General features: G+C 42.3%; 17 protein-coding genes and 1 riboswitch. Of the genes, 1 reads left to right on the forward strand and 16 read right to left on the reverse strand.

All coding sequences use genetic code 11. The annotated features are described in order from the left end of the window. Nucleotides 1-10: 10 nt before the first annotated feature. Genes mutL through thiW form a run of 3 tightly spaced genes read right to left on the reverse strand, consistent with a single transcriptional unit; the run spans nucleotide 11 to nucleotide 4,927 of the window. A complete protein-coding gene (gene mutL, locus IEU81_RS03440) occupies nucleotides 11-1,867 on the reverse strand; it encodes a DNA mismatch repair endonuclease MutL (protein ID WP_186090314.1) in 1,857 nt (618 codons plus the stop codon). 2 nt (nucleotides 1,868-1,869) lie between these two features. Beyond that, entirely contained in the window at nucleotides 1,870-4,407 is a 2,538-nt protein-coding gene (gene mutS / locus IEU81_RS03445; protein ID WP_186090315.1) for a DNA mismatch repair protein MutS, read from the reverse strand. A gap of 52 nt (nucleotides 4,408-4,459) precedes the next feature. Continuing rightward, complete coding sequence (thiW, locus tag IEU81_RS03450; protein WP_186090317.1) at nucleotides 4,460-4,927, reverse strand: energy coupling factor transporter S component ThiW; 468 nt, start codon at nucleotides 4,925-4,927, stop codon at nucleotides 4,460-4,462. A gap of 41 nt (nucleotides 4,928-4,968) precedes the next feature. Between thiW and IEU81_RS03455 the strand changes: the two genes are divergently transcribed. Then, the gene (locus IEU81_RS03455; RefSeq protein WP_186090319.1) at nucleotides 4,969-5,460 is read left to right on the forward strand and encodes a hypothetical protein; all 492 of its coding nucleotides are present in this window, start codon (nucleotides 4,969-4,971) and stop codon (nucleotides 5,458-5,460) included. A 32-nt stretch (nucleotides 5,461-5,492) separates the two neighbouring features. Here IEU81_RS03455 and IEU81_RS03460 read toward each other — a convergent pair whose 3' ends face one another. The 13 genes from IEU81_RS03460 to yfmF form a co-directional block, all read right to left on the reverse strand. Continuing rightward, on the reverse strand, nucleotides 5,493-5,927 hold the full coding sequence (locus IEU81_RS03460) for a YlbF/YmcA family competence regulator (protein ID WP_186090321.1): 435 nt from the start codon (nucleotides 5,925-5,927) through the stop codon (nucleotides 5,493-5,495). Between the two features lie 127 nt (nucleotides 5,928-6,054). Next, nucleotides 6,055-6,147, reverse strand: a riboswitch (TPP riboswitch). Nucleotides 6,148-6,209: 62 nt separating this feature from the next. Then, complete coding sequence (locus IEU81_RS03465; RefSeq protein ID WP_092595450.1) at nucleotides 6,210-8,027, reverse strand: ABC transporter ATP-binding protein; 1,818 nt, start codon at nucleotides 8,025-8,027, stop codon at nucleotides 6,210-6,212. After that, a complete protein-coding gene (locus tag IEU81_RS03470; RefSeq protein WP_308807823.1) occupies nucleotides 8,020-9,750 on the reverse strand; it encodes an ABC transporter ATP-binding protein in 1,731 nt (576 codons plus the stop codon). Before IEU81_RS03470 ends, IEU81_RS03465 begins: the two co-directional genes overlap by 8 nt. A 184-nt stretch (nucleotides 9,751-9,934) precedes the next feature. Further along, nucleotides 9,935-10,693: a TIGR00282 family metallophosphoesterase gene (locus IEU81_RS03475; protein ID WP_092595446.1), complete on the reverse strand. Its 759-nt coding sequence runs from the start codon at nucleotides 10,691-10,693 to the stop codon at nucleotides 9,935-9,937. 428 nt (nucleotides 10,694-11,121) lie between these two features. After that, a complete protein-coding gene (locus IEU81_RS03480; RefSeq protein ID WP_092595444.1) occupies nucleotides 11,122-12,111 on the reverse strand; it encodes a nuclease-related domain-containing protein in 990 nt (329 codons plus the stop codon). Between the two features lie 604 nt (nucleotides 12,112-12,715). Continuing rightward, complete coding sequence (rny, locus tag IEU81_RS03485) at nucleotides 12,716-14,275, reverse strand: ribonuclease Y (RefSeq protein ID WP_186090322.1); 1,560 nt, start codon at nucleotides 14,273-14,275, stop codon at nucleotides 12,716-12,718. Nucleotides 14,276-14,442: 167 nt separating this feature from the next. After that, nucleotides 14,443-15,507 (reverse strand): recombinase RecA, encoded by a 1,065-nt coding sequence (gene recA, locus IEU81_RS03490; protein WP_092595440.1) that lies wholly within the window; start codon nucleotides 15,505-15,507, stop codon nucleotides 14,443-14,445. Between the two features lie 168 nt (nucleotides 15,508-15,675). Then, entirely contained in the window at nucleotides 15,676-16,263 is a 588-nt protein-coding gene (gene pgsA / locus IEU81_RS03495; RefSeq protein WP_186090324.1) for a CDP-diacylglycerol--glycerol-3-phosphate 3-phosphatidyltransferase, read from the reverse strand. Between the two features lie 6 nt (nucleotides 16,264-16,269). After that, a complete protein-coding gene (locus IEU81_RS03500; RefSeq protein WP_092595436.1) occupies nucleotides 16,270-17,145 on the reverse strand; it encodes a helix-turn-helix domain-containing protein in 876 nt (291 codons plus the stop codon). 16 nt (nucleotides 17,146-17,161) lie between these two features. Next, nucleotides 17,162-17,983 (reverse strand): DUF3388 domain-containing protein, encoded by an 822-nt coding sequence (locus IEU81_RS03505; protein ID WP_231957162.1) that lies wholly within the window; start codon nucleotides 17,981-17,983, stop codon nucleotides 17,162-17,164. Continuing rightward, nucleotides 17,980-18,666, reverse strand: a complete 687-nt coding sequence (locus tag IEU81_RS03510; RefSeq protein WP_092595434.1) for an SDR family NAD(P)-dependent oxidoreductase — start codon at nucleotides 18,664-18,666, stop codon at nucleotides 17,980-17,982. Before IEU81_RS03510 ends, IEU81_RS03505 begins: the two co-directional genes overlap by 4 nt. Next, on the reverse strand, nucleotides 18,659-19,954 hold the full coding sequence (gene yfmH, locus IEU81_RS03515; RefSeq protein WP_092595432.1) for an EF-P 5-aminopentanol modification-associated protein YfmH: 1,296 nt from the start codon (nucleotides 19,952-19,954) through the stop codon (nucleotides 18,659-18,661). The genes IEU81_RS03510 and yfmH overlap by 8 nt, the downstream gene beginning before the upstream one ends. Beyond that, entirely contained in the window at nucleotides 19,944-21,218 is a 1,275-nt protein-coding gene (gene yfmF / locus IEU81_RS03520; protein ID WP_186090325.1) for an EF-P 5-aminopentanol modification-associated protein YfmF, read from the reverse strand. Before yfmF ends, yfmH begins: the two co-directional genes overlap by 11 nt. Between the last annotated feature and the right edge of the window lie 4 nt (nucleotides 21,219-21,222).

The raw sequence follows: 21,222 nt of genomic DNA on the forward strand, positions 1-21,222 counted from the left end.
GATACCCCCCTTATTTCATAATACGGTTAAACATTCTTTCAATTTCATAGGTCGTCATATGAATAATCACCGGTCTGCCATGCGGGCAAGTATACGGTGAATGGCATTTGCCCAGCTCTTCGAGCAAGGCGGTCATCTGGTTTTTATCGAGATAGTGATTGGCTTTAATCGATTGCTTACAGCTCATCATAATCGACATCTCTTCACGATACTTTTTCACATCGAAGTGATCGGTATGAGATATAAAATCAATCAGGTCGTTGATATCCTCTTCCGGGTTTTGAGCTTTAATCCATGAAGGGTAACGCGATACCGTATATTGTTTCATGCCGCTTTTTTCAATATCAAAACCGAGCGACTGAAGTTCAGAAAGTTTCTCATCAATCGTAATCACATCATCAAAGCTAAATTCGAAAGTGTAAGGGATGAGCAGCGGAATGCCGTCATCTTCTTTAATAATATTTTTATAAATATATTCATATTTAATGCGTTCCTGAGCTGCGTGCTGATCCATTAAATACATACCGGTTTCGTTCTGCATAATGATATACGTGCCGTGCAGCTGGCCGATGATTTCTAAATACGGCAGCTTCTGTTTTTCAGGCAGCGGTTCCTGTTCGACGAAAGCTGGAATATCTGCCGGCTTGCCCGTTTCTTTTTGAACTGGTGTATTCTGTTTAAATGGATTTGTATACGGCTGTTTACTTTGTAAGTCTTCCATGCTTTTTTCTTGTCTGAACGGTGTTTGAGGCATGTGTTTTGCAGGCGGTTCATAAGTATCGATATGTTCTCGGATTTGTTCTTCTCTCTTAGTAAAATCGATTGCCGGCTGATCAAATTGTTCCTGCTTCGGTTTTTTATGTTCGACTTCAGGAATCAGCTGTGTTTCCATTAAACCATTTTTTACTGTGTCTTCCATCAGTTTTAACAGTTCAGCTTCTTTAGATAATTTCACTTCAATTTTTGAGGGATGAACGTTCACATCGATTAATTTAGGATCCATCGTAATATTTAAAAAGACGAGCGGATATTTATCTTTCGGCTGCAGCGTATGATAAGCATTAATAATACTCTGTGACAATTTAAAGTGACGCACGTGGCGGTTGTTAATACTTAAATTAATATAGTTGCGGTTGCTTCTTGTCACTTCCGGTCTGACGATAAAACCATCAATCGTGTAGTCCGGACTCGTGCCGCTGACCGGTATGGCATTACTCGATACCTGGGTACCGTATAGAATATTAATGACTTCTTTTAAGTTGCCGCTTCCTGTCGTTTTAAAACGGTCCTTGCCGTCAAACACTAAACGGAAGCTGACATCCGGATTGTTCAAGGCCATCCGCTGCATAATATCGATAATTTTTCCCGTTTCAGTGCGCAGGTTTTTAATATATTTTAAACGCGCCGGAGTATTAAAGAACAGATCTTTAATTTCTATAATCGTTCCGGGGCGCTCATGCCAAACGGTATCTGTTTCGTAGTCGCCGCCGCTGATCACCATTTTAAATGGTGTTGAGCCCTCGCTCATACTTTGCAGCGACACTTTCGCAACCGCACCGATACTCGCCAGCGCTTCACCCCTGAAACCGAGCGAGCGGATTTCAAATAATTCATACGCGGTATCGAGCTTGCTCGTCGCGTGTCTTTCAAATATCAGCGACCGGTCTTCATAGTCGATGCCGCGGCCGTTATCGACCACTTTAATCGACTCCATGCCACTGTTTTTAATAAACACTTCGATCACCGTCGCACCGGCGTCGAGCGAATTCTCTGTAATCTCTTTGACGATTGAACTCGGACGCTCGACCACTTCGCCCGCAGCTATTTTATTTTGAATATGTGCAGGCAAGACGTGAATCTGTCCCATGTTTAATCCTCCTTCGCTTTATTAACCAAATCATGCAATGTGTTCAGCGCCGCCATCGGCGTCATATTATTTAAGTCCAGGGCAGTTAATTCAGCTAACAGTTTTTTATCTTGTTTAGTAACGGTTTCGCTGTCATCGAGCGGCAGTTCCAGCTGGAAGATATCATCTTTTGCCGCCGGCTGCTGATTAAAGTTCTGGCTTTCATATGAGCTTAAATAGTCTGCTGCCAGTTCCGTGACTCTGTCCGGCAATTCTGCCAGTTTTGCCACGTGGATGCCGTAGCTTTTTTCTACTGCACCCGGTTTGACTTTGTGCAGGAAGACGAGCTTGCCGTCATATTCCGTTGCTTTAACGTGGACGTTTGACAGTCCCGACAGGCTGTCTTCTAAGTTTGTCAGTTCGTGGTAATGCGTAGAAAAGAGTGTTTTCGCCCCGATTTCATCGTGAATGTATTTCAGCATTGCCTGAGCGAGTGCCATACCGTCATAAGTACTGGTGCCGCGGCCAATTTCATCGAATATTAAAAGCGAGTCTTTCGTCGCATGCTGGAGGGCAGTATTTGCTTCCATCATTTCAATCATGAAGGTCGATTTACCGCTCGATAAGTCATCGCTCGCACCGATTCTCGTATAAATCGCATCGAATATCGGCAGTTTAGCACGTGCGGCCGGCACTCTCATGCCCATCTGAGCCATAATAATAATCAGCGCAATCTGGCGCATATAGGTCGATTTACCCGACATATTCGGTCCGGTAATTAAATAGATAAAATTATCTCCGGTCATCTGCAAGTCGTTCGGCACATAGGTATTTTCGTTCAGCATGCGTTCGACAATTGGATGGCGTGCATCGGTTAAGTCGATGGATTTATCTTTTGTGAATTCCGGCTGAATTAAATGATAGTCATTTGATACGAGTGCAAATGATATCAGTGTATCCAGTGTGGCAATCTGCTCAGCTGTCCGCTGCAGCCTTGTGACGTAGGCCATCATGTCTGTACGGAGTTCAGTGAACATATTGTATTCCAGTTTAACGCTGTCATCTTCAGCGGTCAGAATCTGGCTTTCCATTTCTTTAAGTTCCGGTGTGATAAAACGTTCGGCGTTGGTTAAGGTCTGCTTGCGGTTGTATTCGTGTTTTTCTGCATCGAAGTTCATGGCCTGGACTTTCGATATTTCTAAATAGTAGCCGAATACTTTGTTAAAACCGATTTTTAAATTCTTAATGCCCGTCCGTTCTTTTTCTGTTTCCAGATAGTTGTTCAGCCACGTCCGTGCGTTATTGCTGATGTCTCGGAGTTTATCGAGTGCGTCATCGACACCGTCTTTAAAGATTTTCCCTTCTCTAATCGTCTTAGGCGGTGTATCCGTTAAGACGACAAGACGCTCGAAAGCATCTTCTAAGCTGTCGAAGTCTTTAAAAGTTTTAGTCGATGTCAGCTGTAATGAATTCAACAGCGCTTTCAAGTCCGGCAGTCCGTGCAGCGAGTCTCTTAATTGGACCAAATCTTTAACATCCACGTTGTTAAAAGCAAGACGCCCAACGAGACGTTCGATATCGTAAACGTGATTGAGTATATTTGTCAGACCCTGACGTTCTTCGTAGTTATCGATTAAAGTCGACACGATAGACTGGCGGTTTTCAATATCTGATTTCGTTACGAGCGGTCGCTCGATGAGCTTTCTGAGCTGGCGTTTCCCCATCGGTGTTTCCGTACGGTTTAAATACCAGAACAGCGAGCCTTTTACTTTTTTCGTCTGCAGATTTTCTAACAGTTCGAGATTTGATATTGCTGCATAATTTAACTTCATAAACGTATTAATCCGGTGCTTTTCAACAGTTTTTAAATGCTTCAGTTCCTGCATATTTTGAGCCCGGATATAATTTAACAGCAGATTGATTGCCTGGTGTTCCGTTACATCATCTTCGTAATCGTAATCCGAAGGCTGCTCCGCTTCAAATACTGTATAGAGCGGCGGATCATTATAAATTTGATGAATGAGCCCTTCGCTCTCCTTGTTCGTGACGAGTTCCCGCGGAGTGAGCGTTTCTATCTCACTCTTCAGTTCAGAGCTGTCACTGGTGCTGAAGGCAAAAATTTCTCCTGTTGAAATATCGGCGTAACTGACTTCTGTTAAACCGTCTGTTTCCGTCAAAGCAAGGATGAAATTACTCACGCCATCTTCCATACCGAAATCATCGATTAATGTACCCGGCGTAATCACACGGACGACCTCTCTTTTAACCATGCCTTTGGTCGCTCTCGGATCTTCCATCTGTTCGCAGATGGCCACTTTATAACCGTTGTCGATCAGTTTGGCAATATAGCCCCGCGCAGAATGGTAAGGCACGCCGCACATCGGTATAGGATCCTGGCTTTTATCGCGTGAGGTTAAAGTAATTTCGAGCACTTTCGCTGCAGTAATTGCATCGTCGTAAAAAAGCTCGTAAAAATCGCCCAGTCTGAATAAAAGCAAACTGTCCGGATGATTATCTTTAATTGAAAAATACTGTTTCATCATCGGTGTTGGTTCCCGCATCTTAACACTTCCTAAATTAATCTTGTCGTATTATTATAACATGCACGCTGTCTTATATCCGCAGTAAGGCACCCCGCTTTTCCAATTGTTTTAAGATGAAATACGAGACCGCTGAGCCGATTAAACTCGACAGGAAGAAGGCTGCAGCAACAGCTGTAAAAATGTTCGTATCGAGGTTCAGAATTCGGATTAAAGGATAGAGACTGAGCGCCCCGATGATGCCTGTACCGAGTACCTCACCGAGCGCTGCCAGCGGTAATTTCTTTGTGAACTTGTAGAGAAGCCAAGCGGCTAAGGCACCGATCATGCTGCCGGGAAAGGCGAAAACTGTCCCAGTTCCTGTTAATACTCTTAGCGTTGACGAGATAAACGCCTGAACAATGACCCAGGGACCGGTCATCACTGCACCGAGCACATTTATTAAATGCTGCATAGGTGCCGCTCTGATGATACCGATTGGAAAGGTGATTATTGAACTCAAAATTACGTTCAGCGCGACGAAAACTGCGGTAAGTGTCATATTTTTTGTGAATTTATTGATATTGATGGAGAATCCTCCTTTTGTTTGAATGGATTGTTATGTTTGTGGTGGTGGAAAGTGGTATTCAGCCGCTTGTGCATATCACAAGCGGACGCAAATTGGTTATCAGCCGCTTGTGCACACCACAAGCGGGCGGAAATTGGTATTCAGCCGCTTGTGCACACCACAAGCGGGCGGAAATTGGTTATCAACCGCTTGTGAATATCACAAGCGGACGCAAATTGGTTATCAGCCGTTTGTGCACCTCACAAGCGGGCGGAAATTGGTTATCAACCGCTTGTGCACACCTCAAGCGGACGCAAATTGGTTATCAACCGCTTGTGCACACCTCAAGCGGGCGGAAATTGGTTATCAACCGCTTGTGCACACCACAAGCGGGCGGAAATTGGTTATCAGCCGTTTGTGCACCTCACAAGCGGGCGCAAATTGGTTATCAACCGCTTGTGCACACCTCAAGCGCGCGACCACAACCCAGCAAAACAAAAAAGCACCGGAACCTGCTCAAATTTTGAGAGATTTCAGTGCTTTTTAATATAATAAAGTTTTATTTAAATTGATCGGGATCGCGGTTTGGTTTGTTGCGGATGGCTGCGCCGGTTTCACCTTGCAGTAAATCTCCGCCTGTACTTTCAATGACTTCGCTCGTTACTGTTGAGCTGATTGCATGTGATACCATTTGCAGCAGTTCGTTTACACCGGCTTGTGATTCTTTAAACTGGTTAACGAGCGGCATTTCATTTAGTTCATCTTCGATTTTAGCCAGTTTTTCTTCCGTCATTTGGTAGGCGCGTTCTTTGCCGTAGTTTTGGAAGTTTACTGCTTGCTGCTGAAGGCTTTTCAGACTTGCCATTTTTTCACGGATTTCCTGGTTTTCATGAATTTTAGCTTCTGCTTTTTGGAAAAATTCAACCTGTTCCGTATCGGCCATCATCTTACCGAGCTTTTTTGCTTCTTCTATTATTTCATTCTTAGTATACATTCGAAGTTCCACCTTTATGTTCATATATAGTTTTCATTATATATGATAGCGGTGATTTATTAAATGTAAATCTCTCGATTCGTTTGTCAAAGTACAAAAAATGCACACCCAGCCTGGAGGTGTGCATAACGAATCTATGCCACTTCCCTACGCTGGCATAATCCAGATCAGGTATTAAGAGTATGTCTCAGCCCGTTTCCGGGCACCTCCAGTGGTTGAGCGTATTCATTTATTCTATCTTAACTGACGCATTCAAAGATGTAAATTTATGATAAACTTCGCTTACTGATTTACCATATCATAATATTTACCCTGCAGCTGAAGCAGCTCATCTTCTGTACCAGATTCCAGCATTTCGCCCTGGTCCAGCACGAAAATTCTGTCGACGGCTTTTATCGTGTTGAGTCTGTGGGCAATAATGATACTCGTCCGGCCTTTCATTAGTCGTTCCAGCGATTCCTGGATTTTCAGTTCGGTTATAGTGTCGATACTCGAAGTGGCCTCGTCGAGTAAGAGTATCGCCGGATCAGTAATCAGTGCCCGGGCGATGGATATCAGCTGTTTTTGACCTTGCGAGATAAAGCCTTCGTCTAAGTCGAGTACCGTATCATAACCTTGTTCGAGCGTCATGATGAAGTCGTGGGCATTCGCTGTTTTTGCCGCCTCCACTACTTCGTCATCTGTTGCTGTCAGCCGGCCGTAGCGGATGTTTTCACGTATGGTCGCTTCAAATAAGTACGGATCCTGCAGGACAAAAGCCGTTTGGGAGCGGATGGCGCTTCTTGAGTAATCTTTAATATTCTCACCATCGACACGTATTTCACCTTGGTCTGTCTCGTAAAATCGCGCTAACAGCTGCATGACTGTAGTTTTACCTGCCCCGGTTGCGCCGATTAAGGCAACGGATTCACCGGATTTCACTTCAAATGATAAGTTTTTTATCGTTGGATGCTGCTGGGTTTTGCTGTAGGAGAAAGTGACGTTATTAAATTCAATATGACCCTGAATTGTTTTGTTAGTAATGCTCCCGTCGTCTGACTCAGCTTCAGTATCGAGTATTTGGAAAACGCGCTCCGCTCCGGCAATTGCCGAAAGCACCTGGTTTAACTGGTTCGATAAATCAGCGAGCGGCCGTGTGAACTGACGGGCATATTCTGCAAATACAACGATTGTTCCGACTGTGACCAGACCGTTTGTCGTCAGGGCAAGTATCCCCCCGGCACCGGCAACAATAGTAAATGAAATATTGTTCAGCATGTTCATCACTTTCGGGATAAAGCCCGAATACAAGTTGGCCCAAAACGTCACTTCTCTTAAGTTTTTGGCACGGACTTCAAAGTTTTCAACTGCCCGATCTTCCTGAGAAAAAACCTTAACGATTTCCTGGCCGGAGACAATTTCTTCAATGTAACCGTTTAGTTCACCGGTCCGGCGCTGACGAATCTTGTATAAAGGTCCTGTACGATTCGTAATAAATCTGACGCTGATAATCAGGAGCGGAATAATCATCGCTGTTAAAAATGTTAACAGCGGGCTCAAATACAGCATGACAGAAAACGTCCCGATTAAAGTGACGATACTTGTCGTAAACTGAATGAACGATGAGTTCATCGTCTGCGATAAGGTTTCAATATCGTTGGTCATGCGGCTCATCAGTTCACCGTGCTGGCGTTTATCGTAAAATGTCACTGGCAACTCCTGCATGTGTTCGAATAAACGGTGTCTCAAATTGTAAATCGTACGCTGGGACAGGCCGACCATCAGGTAAGCCTGTATAAAGGTCGTCAATGACAGCAATACATAGGTCGCGAGCAGTATGATTAAAATACGAAACAGTCCGTCAAACGCCCGCGGGATAAAGTAATAATCGACGATGCGGCCGACGAGAAAAGGTCCGACGATACTGAGTAAACTCGTTACGATAACAAGTGAAATGATAAAATACAGACGCTTTCTTTCACCGCGCATAAATTGCCAAATGCGTTTTAAGGTCTGGCCCATATTATCGGCTTTATTTTTATTCGACTGTTTAGTTTTAACAATATCCTCTTTAGTAACAATGCGTTCGTGGCCAAATGGGCGTGTGAAAAAGTTACTCATCGATATGGCCCCCTTTTTGCTGGGATTCGTAGATCTCTCTGTAAAGTGCGGATGTTCTTATTAATTCTTCGTGCGAACCGAGTGCAGATATTTCACCGTCATCCAGCAGCAGTACACGGTCCGCCTGTTCTGCAGTAGAAATCTTTTGCGTAATCACGATGCGCGTGACGTTCTCACCTTCAAGCGCTCCCCACAGATTATTTTCTGTTCTGACATCGAGTGCAGAAGTCGAATCATCCAAAATTAAAATGGATGGTTTTCTGACCAGTGCCCGGGCGATTGACAGACGCTGTTTCTGCCCGCCGGACAATGTCACGCCCATTTGTCCGACCGGTGTATCGTATGTGTCATCAAAATTCATAATATTATCGTGAATCTGTGCTTTTTCCGAAGACATGAAGACATCTTCTTCTTCAGCGTGCAAGTTACCCCAGAGTAAATTGTCGTAAATACTGCCTGTGAATAAAATGGCACGCTGCGGCACATAGCCGATTGTCTGACGGAGATCTGCCGTCGGCCAGTCACTGACATTTTTACCATTCACAGTTACGGTGCCGTCTGTCGCTTCGTACATTTTCGGAATCAGGCTGATCAGAGAACTTTTACCTGACCCCGTACCACCCATAATGACAAAGTTTTCATTGTCGTAAATCTCAAAAGATATATTTTTTAATACATACCGCCCAGTATTCGGATATTTAAATGAGACATTATCAAACTTAACCGTCCCTGCCTGTTGACTCGGTTCATATGTATTTTTATCTTCTTTAGAAATCGGCGAATGAAGAATTTCACTGATTCTGTCGCTGCTCGCTTTAGCGCGGGATGAAGCGATAATCAGAAAGGCAAACATCGAGAAGCCGCCCTGCATGCGCAGCGCATAGTTAATGACTGCGACGATTTCTCCGACAGCCACTTCATTGGCCTGCAGCAGATCAGAGGCAACCCAGAGTACTAAGAGCAAACTGCCGTTCATAATAATAAGAAGGACAGGTAAAATCGATTCCATCAGTCTGAGTGCAAATATCGTATCGTCCCTTAATTTAGCTGCGACTTTAGAAAACTTGCCGGTTTCGTATTGACCTGAGTCATTGGCTTTTATCAGCCTGACTGCTTCTAAATTTTGCTGAATAAAACGGTTGATCCTGTCCAGCCAGTGCTGAACCCGGAGGAAAATCTCCGCTCCCTTTCTCGCCGTGAAAAACAGAAAAATTGCGAGCACCGGTGTCAGCATCGATAAGTAGAGTCCGAGCGTCGGATTAACGATAAACGACATAACGAGCGAGCCGATAACGAGCAGCGGCGCGCGGAACAGAATGCGCAAACTCATGAACAGAAGCATCTCTGTCTGCAGCACATCCTGAGTCATTCGCGTAATTAAACTCGATGTTGAAAATTTAGACAGTGTTGCCAAAGTAAAGTGCTGAACACGGGTAAAAATAGCGAGTCTTAAATCATAGCCGAACATGTTTGTTAAATGACTCGTAAAATATGTATTGAAAATCCCCGCGAGAAAGGCGACGACTGACACACCGAACATGATCAGCAGATACATAATGACATTATCGACATTATTAACCATAATCCCGTTGTCGATGACCTGCTGGATAAAGAGCGGCTGAATCAGCTCGACTACCAGTTCAATCAGCATGAAAATTAAAGCAATAACAATCATCCATTTGTATTTCATAGCATAGCGGTAAACTGTTAACATTGTAACCATCCTTTGTTTCTGTGACGTGAGCGATTTCCTGCTATCCTCTTCGATCGCAGTATTTCGAAAACCGAATTAATTATATTATGCCATAAAACTGACATAATTTTCACTAAACTTGACCGATTTTAAATATTTCTTTTTAAACGATTAAAAACGGACACACCTTTTAAAGATGAATCCGTCTTGTAATTTACTCTTCAATTTTAAAGTTTTTAATTGTTTTACTGTCCGTATCGATAATTACACCGCTGATGACACCCTTGCCCTCGTCCGGTACGACGTGGCGTTCCGGTAAATTCGTAATGAATCGGCGGATGACCTCATCTTTTCTAATACCTAAAATTCCATCTTTAAAACCGGTCATACCGACATCAGTGATGTAAACTGTACCGTTTGGCAGACGCGTGGCATCATTTGTCTGCACATGCGTATGAGTACCCACTACAGCATTGACCCGGCCGTCTAAATGATAGCCCATTGCAATCGATTCGCTCGTCGTTTCACTGTGAAAATCAACAAAAGCTGCGTCGAATTCATTATTATCGAGAATCGTATCAATCACCTTGAATGGATTTTCGATCGGTTCCAGGAAACTGCGCGCTTGCAAGTTGACAATTAACAGTTTTTTACCATTAATGTTCACGATGCGGCTGCCGTCACCCGGCGTGCCTTCCGGGAAGTTCGCCGGGCGCACCATTTTCACATCCGAATTGAGCAGATCATACACATCGCGCTTAGCAAAAGCATGATTACCCAGCGTGATAAAATCCGCACCGCCGTTTAATATTTCTTTATAAGTACTCTCAGTAATCCCTTTGCCGTGCGCTGCATTTTCACCATTTACAATCGTAAAATGTGCACCGTGCTCTTTTTTAAGCTGCGGCAAATAATTCTTAATCATGCGGCGGCCAATTTTTCCAACCACATCACCAATGAATAAAATTCTCATCAAATCACCCTATCTATTAGGTTTATTATACATTATTTTTGTTAGGAATTCTCTAGTGGATTGGGAGGGGGTTTGCGTTTTGTGTTTGGGTTGCGAGGTGCTGATTCTTTTGTGGCCGCTTGTGACTCGCTCATGCGGTTGATAACTCTGTTGCGGCCGTTTGTGACTTGCTCATGCGGTCGATAACTCTGTTGCGGCCGCTTGTGGTCCGCTCATGCGGTCGATAACTCTGTTGCGGCCGCTTGTGACTTGCTCATGCGGTTGATAACTCTGTTGCGGCCGCTTGTGGTCCGCTCATGCGGTCGATAACTCTGTTGCGGCCGCTTGTGACTCGCTCATGCGGTTGATAACTCTGTTGCGGCCGCTTGTGACTCGCTCATGCGGTCGATAACTCTGTTGCGGCCGCTTGTGGTCCGCTCATGCGGACACTATTTGGACGATACATACTTTACTAGCTTATCTTTATATCTCGGTTCACCTGCAGAGGCTTTTGCAGCTTTTAAATCATAATATTTAAATATATGAACCGAACTCCTGCCCTGACTTTCTAAATTGCAATATTTCTTTAAGATACGGCCGACAGCCGATTTTTTAATTTCATAATTTATTAATTTCAATATTGCATTTTTGGTAATCGGCTGATTATAAAATAAAAATTTATAATCATTGATCGCACGTAAAACATGCGTTTCATATGTTTCTCTTGTGCCGCATAAATTACAGGTAAAATGAAATTTGTTTTTTTCCAAATCATAACTTTTACATTCCCCGCAATATAATCCAAGTTTCAACATTGAAATATCTGGGTTTTTATCGAAAAATTCATTTGAAACTTTGTGCTTATTAATAATATTTGCTATCTTTTTCGCTCTATTCCCCCTGTTTCGGCTATTTAATTTTTTCATATAATTTCTCACATAACTCCGAGTCACAGTTTTTTCAAAAACGGTCTGATCCTCAGCGGTCAGTCTGAAATCATCATTGATAAAAATCAAACTACCCTCGACATCAAATTTCACATCTGAATTTTTACTTAGTTTAATCAGTTTCCCTTTAGCCCTTCTGAGTTGCGAAAAAGCATCATCTTCAAGCAAATATCCATTTTTATACCAATTTTCTTTTTCGTAATGCAAATCTCCCTGAAAATTTTTGATTTCATTGATTGTCACATTTTCATCTGAAATGACAATGCTGTCATACTGAGTAACAGAACCGCCAATTTTAAGATAAAGATCTCTAAAAATATAAACATTTTGATGACCGACTTCATCAAAAATCTGATCGTACAAACATTCACCTTCAAATCCCTTTTGAATATTACTAAATTGAAACTGTTCATCCGGACTTAAATTCCTTCTAGCTGCCAGTGCCTGATAATATAAAAATTCTGCAGGTACTTCCCGTTGATTTATAAACATATTTTCGCCTCCCTTAAATTTTGAAAAAGATCCTCCTACCCTATATATAGGCGAAAAGTGCAATTTCCTTTTAAAAAACTTAAGTAGATACAAAAATAGTAAAACTGCTTTACTTATTACACAAACTCATTTATTTATTCCATTTTATGTATGCTCAATTTTAAGTGAAAAATTATAGTACTGATAAAGTAATTCTTATACTATTAACCAGGGATTTCGGCCGCTGTTGCGCCCGCTTGTGACTCGCTCATGCGGTCAATAACCCGGTTACTCCCGCTTGTCACCCCCTCATGCGGTCAATAATCAATTTACAACCGCTTGTCATCCACTCATGTGGTTGATAATCCATTTACGCCCGCTTGTGACTTGCTCATGCGGTCGATAACCCATTTACTCCCGCTTGTCACCCCCTCATGCGGTCGATAACCCATTTACAACCGCTTGTCATCCACTCATGCGGTCAATAATCAATTTACAACCGCTTGTGTCACTCACAAGCGGCCGCAAACCCCAAAAATCCCTCAAAACTGAGCAAAATCCCAAAAAACACCCAAAACACTCAATATAAAACAAAAAAAGATCAGAGACCGCAGTCTCTAACCTTTTATTTAGCGTATTCTATGGCCCTCATCTCACGGACAACTGTCACTTTAATGTGTCCTGGATATTGCAGTTCGTCTTCTACACGTTTCTTAATGTCTCTTGCAAGACGGTGTGCTTTTAAGTCATCGATATCTTCAGGGCTTACCATGACACGGATTTCGCGTCCTGCCTGAATGGCGAATGTTTTTTCTACACCGTCGTAACTTTCTGCAATGTCTTCTAACCGTTCGAGTCGTTTAACGTAATTTTCTAAAGTTTCACGACGTGCGCCTGGGCGCGCGGCTGAGAGTGCATCTGCTGCTGCTACGAGAATTGAAATGACACTTGTCGGTTCGACATCACCGTGGTGTGACTGAATCGCATTAATAACCGTATCTTGTTCTTTGTAACGGGTTGCGAGTTCAACTCCGATTTCAACGTGGGAGCCTTCAATTTCGTGGTCGATGGCTTTGCCGATGTCGTGCAATAATCCTGCACGGCGGGCTAAAGCAACATTTTCGCCAAGTTCGCTTGCAAGCATTCCTGCAAGGTAACCGACTTCAATCGAGTGCTTAAGTACATTTTGTCCGTAACTTAAGCGGTATTTCATCTTACCTAAGTGTTTTGAAAGTTCCGGGTGCAGATTGTGAATATCGAGTTCAAATGCTGCTGCTTCACCTGCATCGCGAATTTCAGTTTCCATATTGCGGCGGGCTTTATCCACCATTTCTTCAATGCGTCCAGGGTGGATGCGTCCGTCTTGAACGAGTGCTTCAAGCGCACTTTTCGCAATTTGTCTTCTGATTGGATCAAATCCTGAGAGAATCACTGCTTCAGGCGTGTCGTCGATAATTAAATCGACACCTGTCAATGTTTCAAGGGTTCTGATATTACGTCCTTCACGACCGATAATGCGGCCTTTCATTTCGTCATTTGGTAATGAAACTACTGAAACCGTAGACTCACTAGTATATTCGGCTGCATAACGCTGTGCAGTTAATGCAAGCAGCTCACGCGCTTCTTTATCTACTTCGCGGGTCATTTTTTCTTTCTTGTCTTTCACCATTACAGCCATATCATGTGACAGTTCATGTTCTACTTGTGAGAACAGTTCCTGACGTGCTTCATCGCGCGTCAAGCCGGAGATGCGGGATAATTCTGTTTCTTGTTGACTTATCTTTTCATTAATCTCAGTATCCTTGGCATCAACCATTTGCTGTTTTTCTTCAATTTTAGCTTCTTTGTTTTCCAGCATGTCATCTTTCTTATCGAGTGATTCACTCTTACGATCGAGCGATGTTTCACGCTGCAATAATCTGTTTTCAAACGCTTTCAAGTCAACGCGCTGCTGATTCATATCGCTGTCAAAAGCTTCTTTCAGATTTTGGTTTTCTTCTTTCGCTTCGAGCAGCTTTTCCTTTTTCAGGTTTTCGGATTCCTTTTTAGCTTCGCTGATAATGTGCTCAGCTGAAGTTCGGGCATCCTGCTGCTTTTTCGTCAAAATGTTTTTGACTATAAAATATCCGATAACAACACCTAGAATAATACCAATCAAGATAAAGAGAATGTTTATAAAGTCCACAATAAACACCTCCCTAACTAAGGTTCTAAAGTGTGTTAAATATAATATGAGTACTAATTAAAATATTATATAATTCAATTCTAAATATAATCATATAGAAAATCAAGCACGAGTATTTTTTATACCCGTGCTTGATTTATTTTACTTCTTTAAGAAGCTTCACTATATTATTTGTCAGTGTCTTCACTGCTGAATAAATCTGTTTCTTCCTCAGCGTCTGCATTGTTTTCGTCTTCAGGAATGTCTTCGCCAAAGCCGAGTGCAGAACGCAGTTTGCGTTCGATTTCTGCAAACAGTTCCGGATTTTCTTTCAATGTTTTCTTGGCATTTTCTTTACCCTGGCCTAGACGTTCACCATTGTAAGAATACCAGGCACCGCTTTTTTCTACGATGTCTTCTTCGACACTTAGATCGATGACTTCACCTGTGTGGGAAATCCCTTCACCGTACATAATATCGACTTCTGCCACTTTAAACGGCGGAGCCACTTTGTTTTTAACAACTTTAATCTTAGTTCTGTTACCGACGATGTCCTGACCAATTTTAAGGCTTTCGGCACGGCGGACTTCAAGACGGACTGAGCTGTAGAATTTTAGCGCGCGTCCGCCCGTTGTTGTTTCGGGGTTACCGAACATGACGCCGATTTTTTCACGAACCTGGTTAATGAAAATTGCTGTTGTATTACTTTTAGAAATGGCACCGGAAAGTTTTCTTAAAGCCTGTGACATTAAACGTGCCTGCAGACCCATGTGAGAGTCTCCCATTTCACCTTCGATTTCAGCTCTCGGTGTCAGTGCTGCTACTGAGTCGACAACAACCATGTCTACAGCGCCGCTTCGGACGAATGCTTCTGTAATTTCAAGTCCCTGTTCACCAGTATCAGGCTGAGAAATATAAAGATTGTCGATATCGACACCTAATTTTGTTGCATATTCCGGGTCAAGTGCATGCTCTGCATCGATGAATGCTGCGATGCCGCCGTTTCTTTGAACTTCTGCAATGGCGTGCAGTGCGACCGTCGTTTTACCTGATGATTCCGGTCCGTACACTTCTATAATACGGCCCTGCGGATATCCGCCTACGCCTAATGCTCTATCTAATGTCACCGATCCTGATGAAGTCGTTTTAACTTTGCGTCCTGCATCGTCGCCGAGCTTCATAACGGCACCTTTACCAAATGACTTTTCCATGTTTTTAATAACAGTATCTATCGCTTTATGTCTCTCGTCCATAATGTACCTCCAGTCGTAATCTCATAAATTATTATATCATGCACAATTTAAAAAAGCGAATATATGTTCGCTTTTAATTTCAAAAACCTAATAATTGCGAACAGTTTTTATATAACCGTCAGCTATTCTTCTAAAACTAATAAAACTGCAGTAAAATCACCGCAGTTTTTATTTATTCTTATCCGCCTTAAACACATCTCGGCCTTTATAAAAGTATTCGATTGCAGACAGTATCGTAAAGAATACTGCGATATACATAAATAAGTGTCCCAGTGAAAACGGCAAGTATGATGTAAAGATGTCTCCGAATAATAAGAAGACCAGTGCAAACATTTGAAAGACTGTTTTAATTTTGCCGAGCTGCCCTGCTGCAGATACGAAGCCCTGCTCAATTTGCAATAGACGCAGTCCGGTTACTGCAAATTCCCGTGCGATAATTACAACTGCTATCCAGCTTGAAATCGTATGCCATTCGACTAAGACGATCAGCCCGGCAGCGACAAGCAGTTTATCGGCTAATGGATCGAGGAATTTCCCCATATTCGTAATTAAATCCCATTTACGTGCTAAATAACCGTCTAAAAAATCGGTCAGTGCTGCAACGACAAATATAATCGCCGCGATAAACTGTTCGGTTAAAATCTCTTCGCCGCCTAAAAATGTCATGCTGCCAAAGCCGAAATCAAGGAGTGCAAAAATTAAAAAGACGGGAATTAAGACGACTCTGAAAACCGTCAGCCAGTTAGGTATATTCATTTATTGTCACTCCCTCGTTATGTTGAATTGATAATAGACTGTGACCGTGTCGCCCCGCTGGGAGTTATCGATTTCAGTCCCGTTTAAAGAAATATTAAATGATGTCGAGTTGCCGAGTGCAAGGTTAATCACTGTTGCCTCAGAATCGATGTCAAAGCTGCCGCCGTCGGATTCTTCATACAGATAATTGTTCTCTAGATCATCTGTTAAACTGATCCATGACGACTGCTCGCCGCTTAGTTCAAGTGTTAGATCATCCGGTGCCGTGACATTATATATCAGCGTATTGCCTTCACGGTTAACGAAGTTTACTTCAGCAGAAGGCTCGCTTTCAGCTTCCTCAGCGGGTTCTTCTTCTGAATCGTCTGCACTTTCTGTCTCTTCAGGCGTCTCTTCTGCAGTATCTTCTTCTGCCGCAGGCTCTTCTGCTGACTCATCTTCCGTCTGTTCAGCCGCTTCTTCGGTTACCTCGTCACCAGTATCATACACTCGTTTCGTCTCGAAGATCTCTCCTTCGGAGCCGATTTGGAGAAGCACCAGCCAGACGATAAAGAGCACCCCGATCATCGTAATAAAGCCGATCAGCACTTTTTTCAAGTACTGTAAATCCTGATTGGATTTCCGGTTACGCTTTTGATTACCGGTCTTGGCACTTGGAATCTCATCGCTGAAGCGTTCAATAATCTGTGTTTCATCGAGATTTAAAAAGCCGGCATATTTCCTGATTAGAAAATGCGCATGCTTCGGCTCAGGCAGCTGAGTTAAGTCGCCTGCTTCAATGATCTGGATCACGCTGCGCTTGATGCCGGAACCCTGTTCCATTTCTTTTAAGGTGACACCTGATTTTTCACGTTTATTTTGTAAATATGTCCCAAGTTTCATAGTTTGTTAGCTCCAATTAGAAAAAGTCCATATTGTCACTTTCGAACCAGTGACGTTTCTTATGTTTTTCATAAGTAATTTCCTGATTTTCATGTTCGCGGATTTCAATAATATAATCGAAATCATCCTGCGTCAATTTAAAGAACGGATCATCGATAAGTAAATCAGGATGTTCGACAACTGTCGTCCCGTCATATTTAATCACATCATTTACGAGTCGTTTATGATCGGTGTTCGTCGATTTCGATGTCACCGCACCGTCGATAATATAAACATTGCCTTTATCGTATTCCTGCTTGTGCAGACTGGTGCGTTCCGTTTGTTTCAGCATCGTTGAAGATAAGAAGAGCCACTTGTCGCCTGCGGACACACTGCCGGCAACCACCGATTCTGTTTTACCGACACGCGGCATACCGCGCACGCCGATTAAGAACGTCTCGTCGATATCGAAAAGTATGGCTAAAAAGTCAACGACCACACTAATTTCAGCGCGGGTAAATCTGAAAATATTTTTATTTTCTTCAGCCCGTTTTATAAATCTTCCGTGGCGGAGCGTTAATCTGTCTGTAATCGTCGGTTTTCTCATTTTACCAACTTCAATTTCATCGACATGTTCACAAATCCATTTAAAACGTTCCAGCTTCCACAAATCATCAGTGCGGATTAAAAGTGCACGCTGTGATACTTCGACCCCGTTGATTGTTTTAATGCTGAGACCGATATTGCCCATTAAACTTAAAATATCACCAAGCAGTCCCGGACGGTCGTCCAGGTTTTTATATTCCAGATAGATTTCCTCATCACGTTCAGGATAAAAAGCAGGTTGTTCAGTATTCACGTATACCAGCCCCCGTTAATTTTTAAAACTTCTCCTGTAATGCTGCGTGCCTTATCCGACCTTAAATACTCTACTGCAGAAGCAACTTCTTCCGGCTCAATTAAACGGCCCTGCGGAAGATCTTCAAGCATCATGCTGATATCACTTTCGTTCAGCTTTAATGTCATTTTACCACGGACGACACCGGGTGCTACAGCGTTAACTGTAATATTTGACGGCGCAAGTTCTTTTGCCAATGATTTGACCAGTGTTTCCTGGGCACCTTTAAATGCAGAATACACACTTTCCATACTGGAACCGTATGTACCCCAAACACTCGAAATCACAATAATACTCGCACAGTCACTGTGCCGCAGTTTACCGAGCAGCGACTGGATAAAAGTGATCAATGCTCTAATACTGACATTATACTGCTTGTCGACTTGTTCCAGTGAAGTATCCTGAATCAGTTCAAACAAGGCTTCCCCTGGTGTAAAAATCAATGTATCAACAGTATCGAATTCTTCAAGTTTCCGATCAATCGCTTCTTTTGTAAACGGCTGTGATAAATCTAAATAGTAATGCCTGCTATTATAAACCGGTGTGTTTCGATGTGAAAAAGTAATCAGATTATGGTTCTGTAAATTACCGTGGATGCTTTTTCCGATATCACCTGTAGCACCGACTAAAACAATATTACTCATAGGCCTTAACGATGACTTCAACCATATTTTTCGTGTCGATCGAACTGTTGAAATAGCGCTTTACATCTTCCAGTGTAATACTGTCGATGACTTTAGGCACGTTATATAAATCATAGCCGTCAAAATAATATTTAGTGTACTGATTGGCAATATATTCAGGCGAGTTCAGACTCGTTAAATAATCACCCATTAATTCACGTTTTTGGCTCTGCAGACGTTTTTCAGTAAAAAAGTCTTTTTCTTTCACTTCATCGATAATACGGGTAATTTCAGCTGTAAATGTTTCCGGATTATCTGTCTCTGCTGCCATAAGTGTATGTCTTGCCAAGGTTTCTTCCTGGTAGGCAAAATTAAACGAATCGTCAATAATGCCTCTGTCCAGTAAATCTTCATAGTACGGTGATTGTTCTCCGAAGACCATATCGAGTGCAAAAAGCATCGCTGAATCGCGTATTTCTCTCGTCTCGTTATCACTGTCATCCGGTAATGCTTTAAAGCCGAGCATCACTTTAGGTGTCGATACCGCCAGCTCCATGACTTTTTTAGATGTCTTAACAGCGTAAGGCTCTTCAGGGAAGTAACGCTCAATATTCGAAGGTTCATAGTCAGGACGGTTATTTTGATGTGCTTCTATATAATTAAATGTTTCATCAATTTCAAAATCACCCGCCAGAATCATCACCATATTGTCCGGTGCATAAAATGTCTTATGGCAAAGATATAAATAATCTGCCGTAATATTTGAAATCGATTCGAGCGTCCCCGCTATATCGATAGCGACTGGCGAATTTTCATACATGGCGTTCAGCGTTTCATGATAGAGACGATAGCCGGGGTTGTCCTGATACATTTTAATTTCTTCATTGATAATACCAATTTCTTTATCTACTTTTTCTTTTGTAAAATACGGTATTTCAACCATATTCATCAGCAGATCCAGGTTTTCAAAGAAGTTTTCAGTCGTACTGAAAAGATAGCTGGTTCTGTCTATCGACGTAAATGCATTGGCCGATGCGCCCATTTCAGAAAACTTGTTAAAGACGTCGCCCGCTTCTTTATCGAACATTTTATGTTCTAAAAAGTGTGCGATACCGTCTGGCACATGATGCACTTCTCCATTTGCCTTAAAGTGATTATCAACAGAGCCGTACTTCGCCGTGTAAGTCACGAACTTTTTGTTGTAGCCTTTTTTATCGATGATAAACACTTCTAAACCGTTGTCCATCACCTGTTTATGGACGACTTCGTCCAGATGATCATAATGTTCAGTCGTATATTTATTTGTCATCATCGTCACCGCCTTTTAGCGTAAATACTGTATCAAGCTGAATTTTTTTTGCTATTTGAATGACATCATCTTTTGAAATCTTTTTAAGCTGTTCTGTCCAGGGCGCCTTCGGCGCTTTCACCGATTGTTCTTTTAACAGGGAATTGTAATTTAGTGAAATTAAGCCCCGCGGTTTATCCATCGATTCTTTTCTTGATGACAGCATATTGCGTTTAATTTCTTCGACAAAGGATGCTTCAAAGTCACCATCAATAACACGCTGAATCTCTTTTTTCACTGCGTCTTCAAAGATTTGAATATTATCATTATCCACTCCGGCTAAAACAAACATATAGCCGTTTTTAACATCCACTTGAGAGTGAATAGAATATGCCAGACTTAATTTCTCACGGATATTAGTAAATAATAAAGATGCCGAGCTGCCGCCGAAAAGCTGATTAAACACATTTAAGCTCATGACATCTTTACTGTCTTGGTACTGAACTCTGAAACCTAAATTAACTTTAGCCTGTTCAATTCGTTCATGCGCTGTCTCATATTTCACTTCTGACACGGAGCGTACCGGGTATCCTGTATAAGGATACATTTTTGCCGTTTCCCGGCTGTGCAGTTGAGATAAGTAATCGAAAATATTATCTTCTACTTTACCTGCGGCGAGAATCGACATATCGTCCGATGCCATCATTTTTTCGTGGGCTGCTTTGACATCTTCCAGTGTTAATGTTTCAAGCGTTTCTAGATCGCCAAACGATAAATGCTTATAGTCTTCCGTTTCAAACATCGTTTCCAGCAGCATTTCAAATGCCCGCTGGGAATAATTATCACGCATGCTTTTTAAGCGGTTGGTCATCAGGCGTTTTTCGCGCTGGAAAAATGCCTGGTCTGAGTCATCGTAATTAAAAGGAGAATACAGCACATCTTTTAAGACTGCCGTAATATCACCGAGCATATCCATATCTTCCATAATAAATTTGCCGTTAACAAACTCAATTGAAAATTTAACGATATGATCGCTGCCCTTTTTTACGACATTCGATGTTAAATGTGCACCGTAATGTTCTGCTAAATATTCTAAGAGGGCTGCATTTGTCTTAAACTTATCCGTCTGTTTAATCATCATTCGGCTCAACAGACTGCGAACAGTGGCCTCCCTGCTTGTGAGCGGTGTTCTAAAATACACGCTCACAACAACAGTTTTAAATTTTTCAGTATATATTTTTACAATTGGCACATTATTAATAATTCTTTTGTCTGTATCCTGCATTTAA

The organism is Jeotgalicoccus aerolatus (assembly GCF_014635205.1).
GTDB classification, from domain to species: Bacteria; Bacillota; Bacilli; order Staphylococcales; family Salinicoccaceae; genus Jeotgalicoccus; species Jeotgalicoccus aerolatus.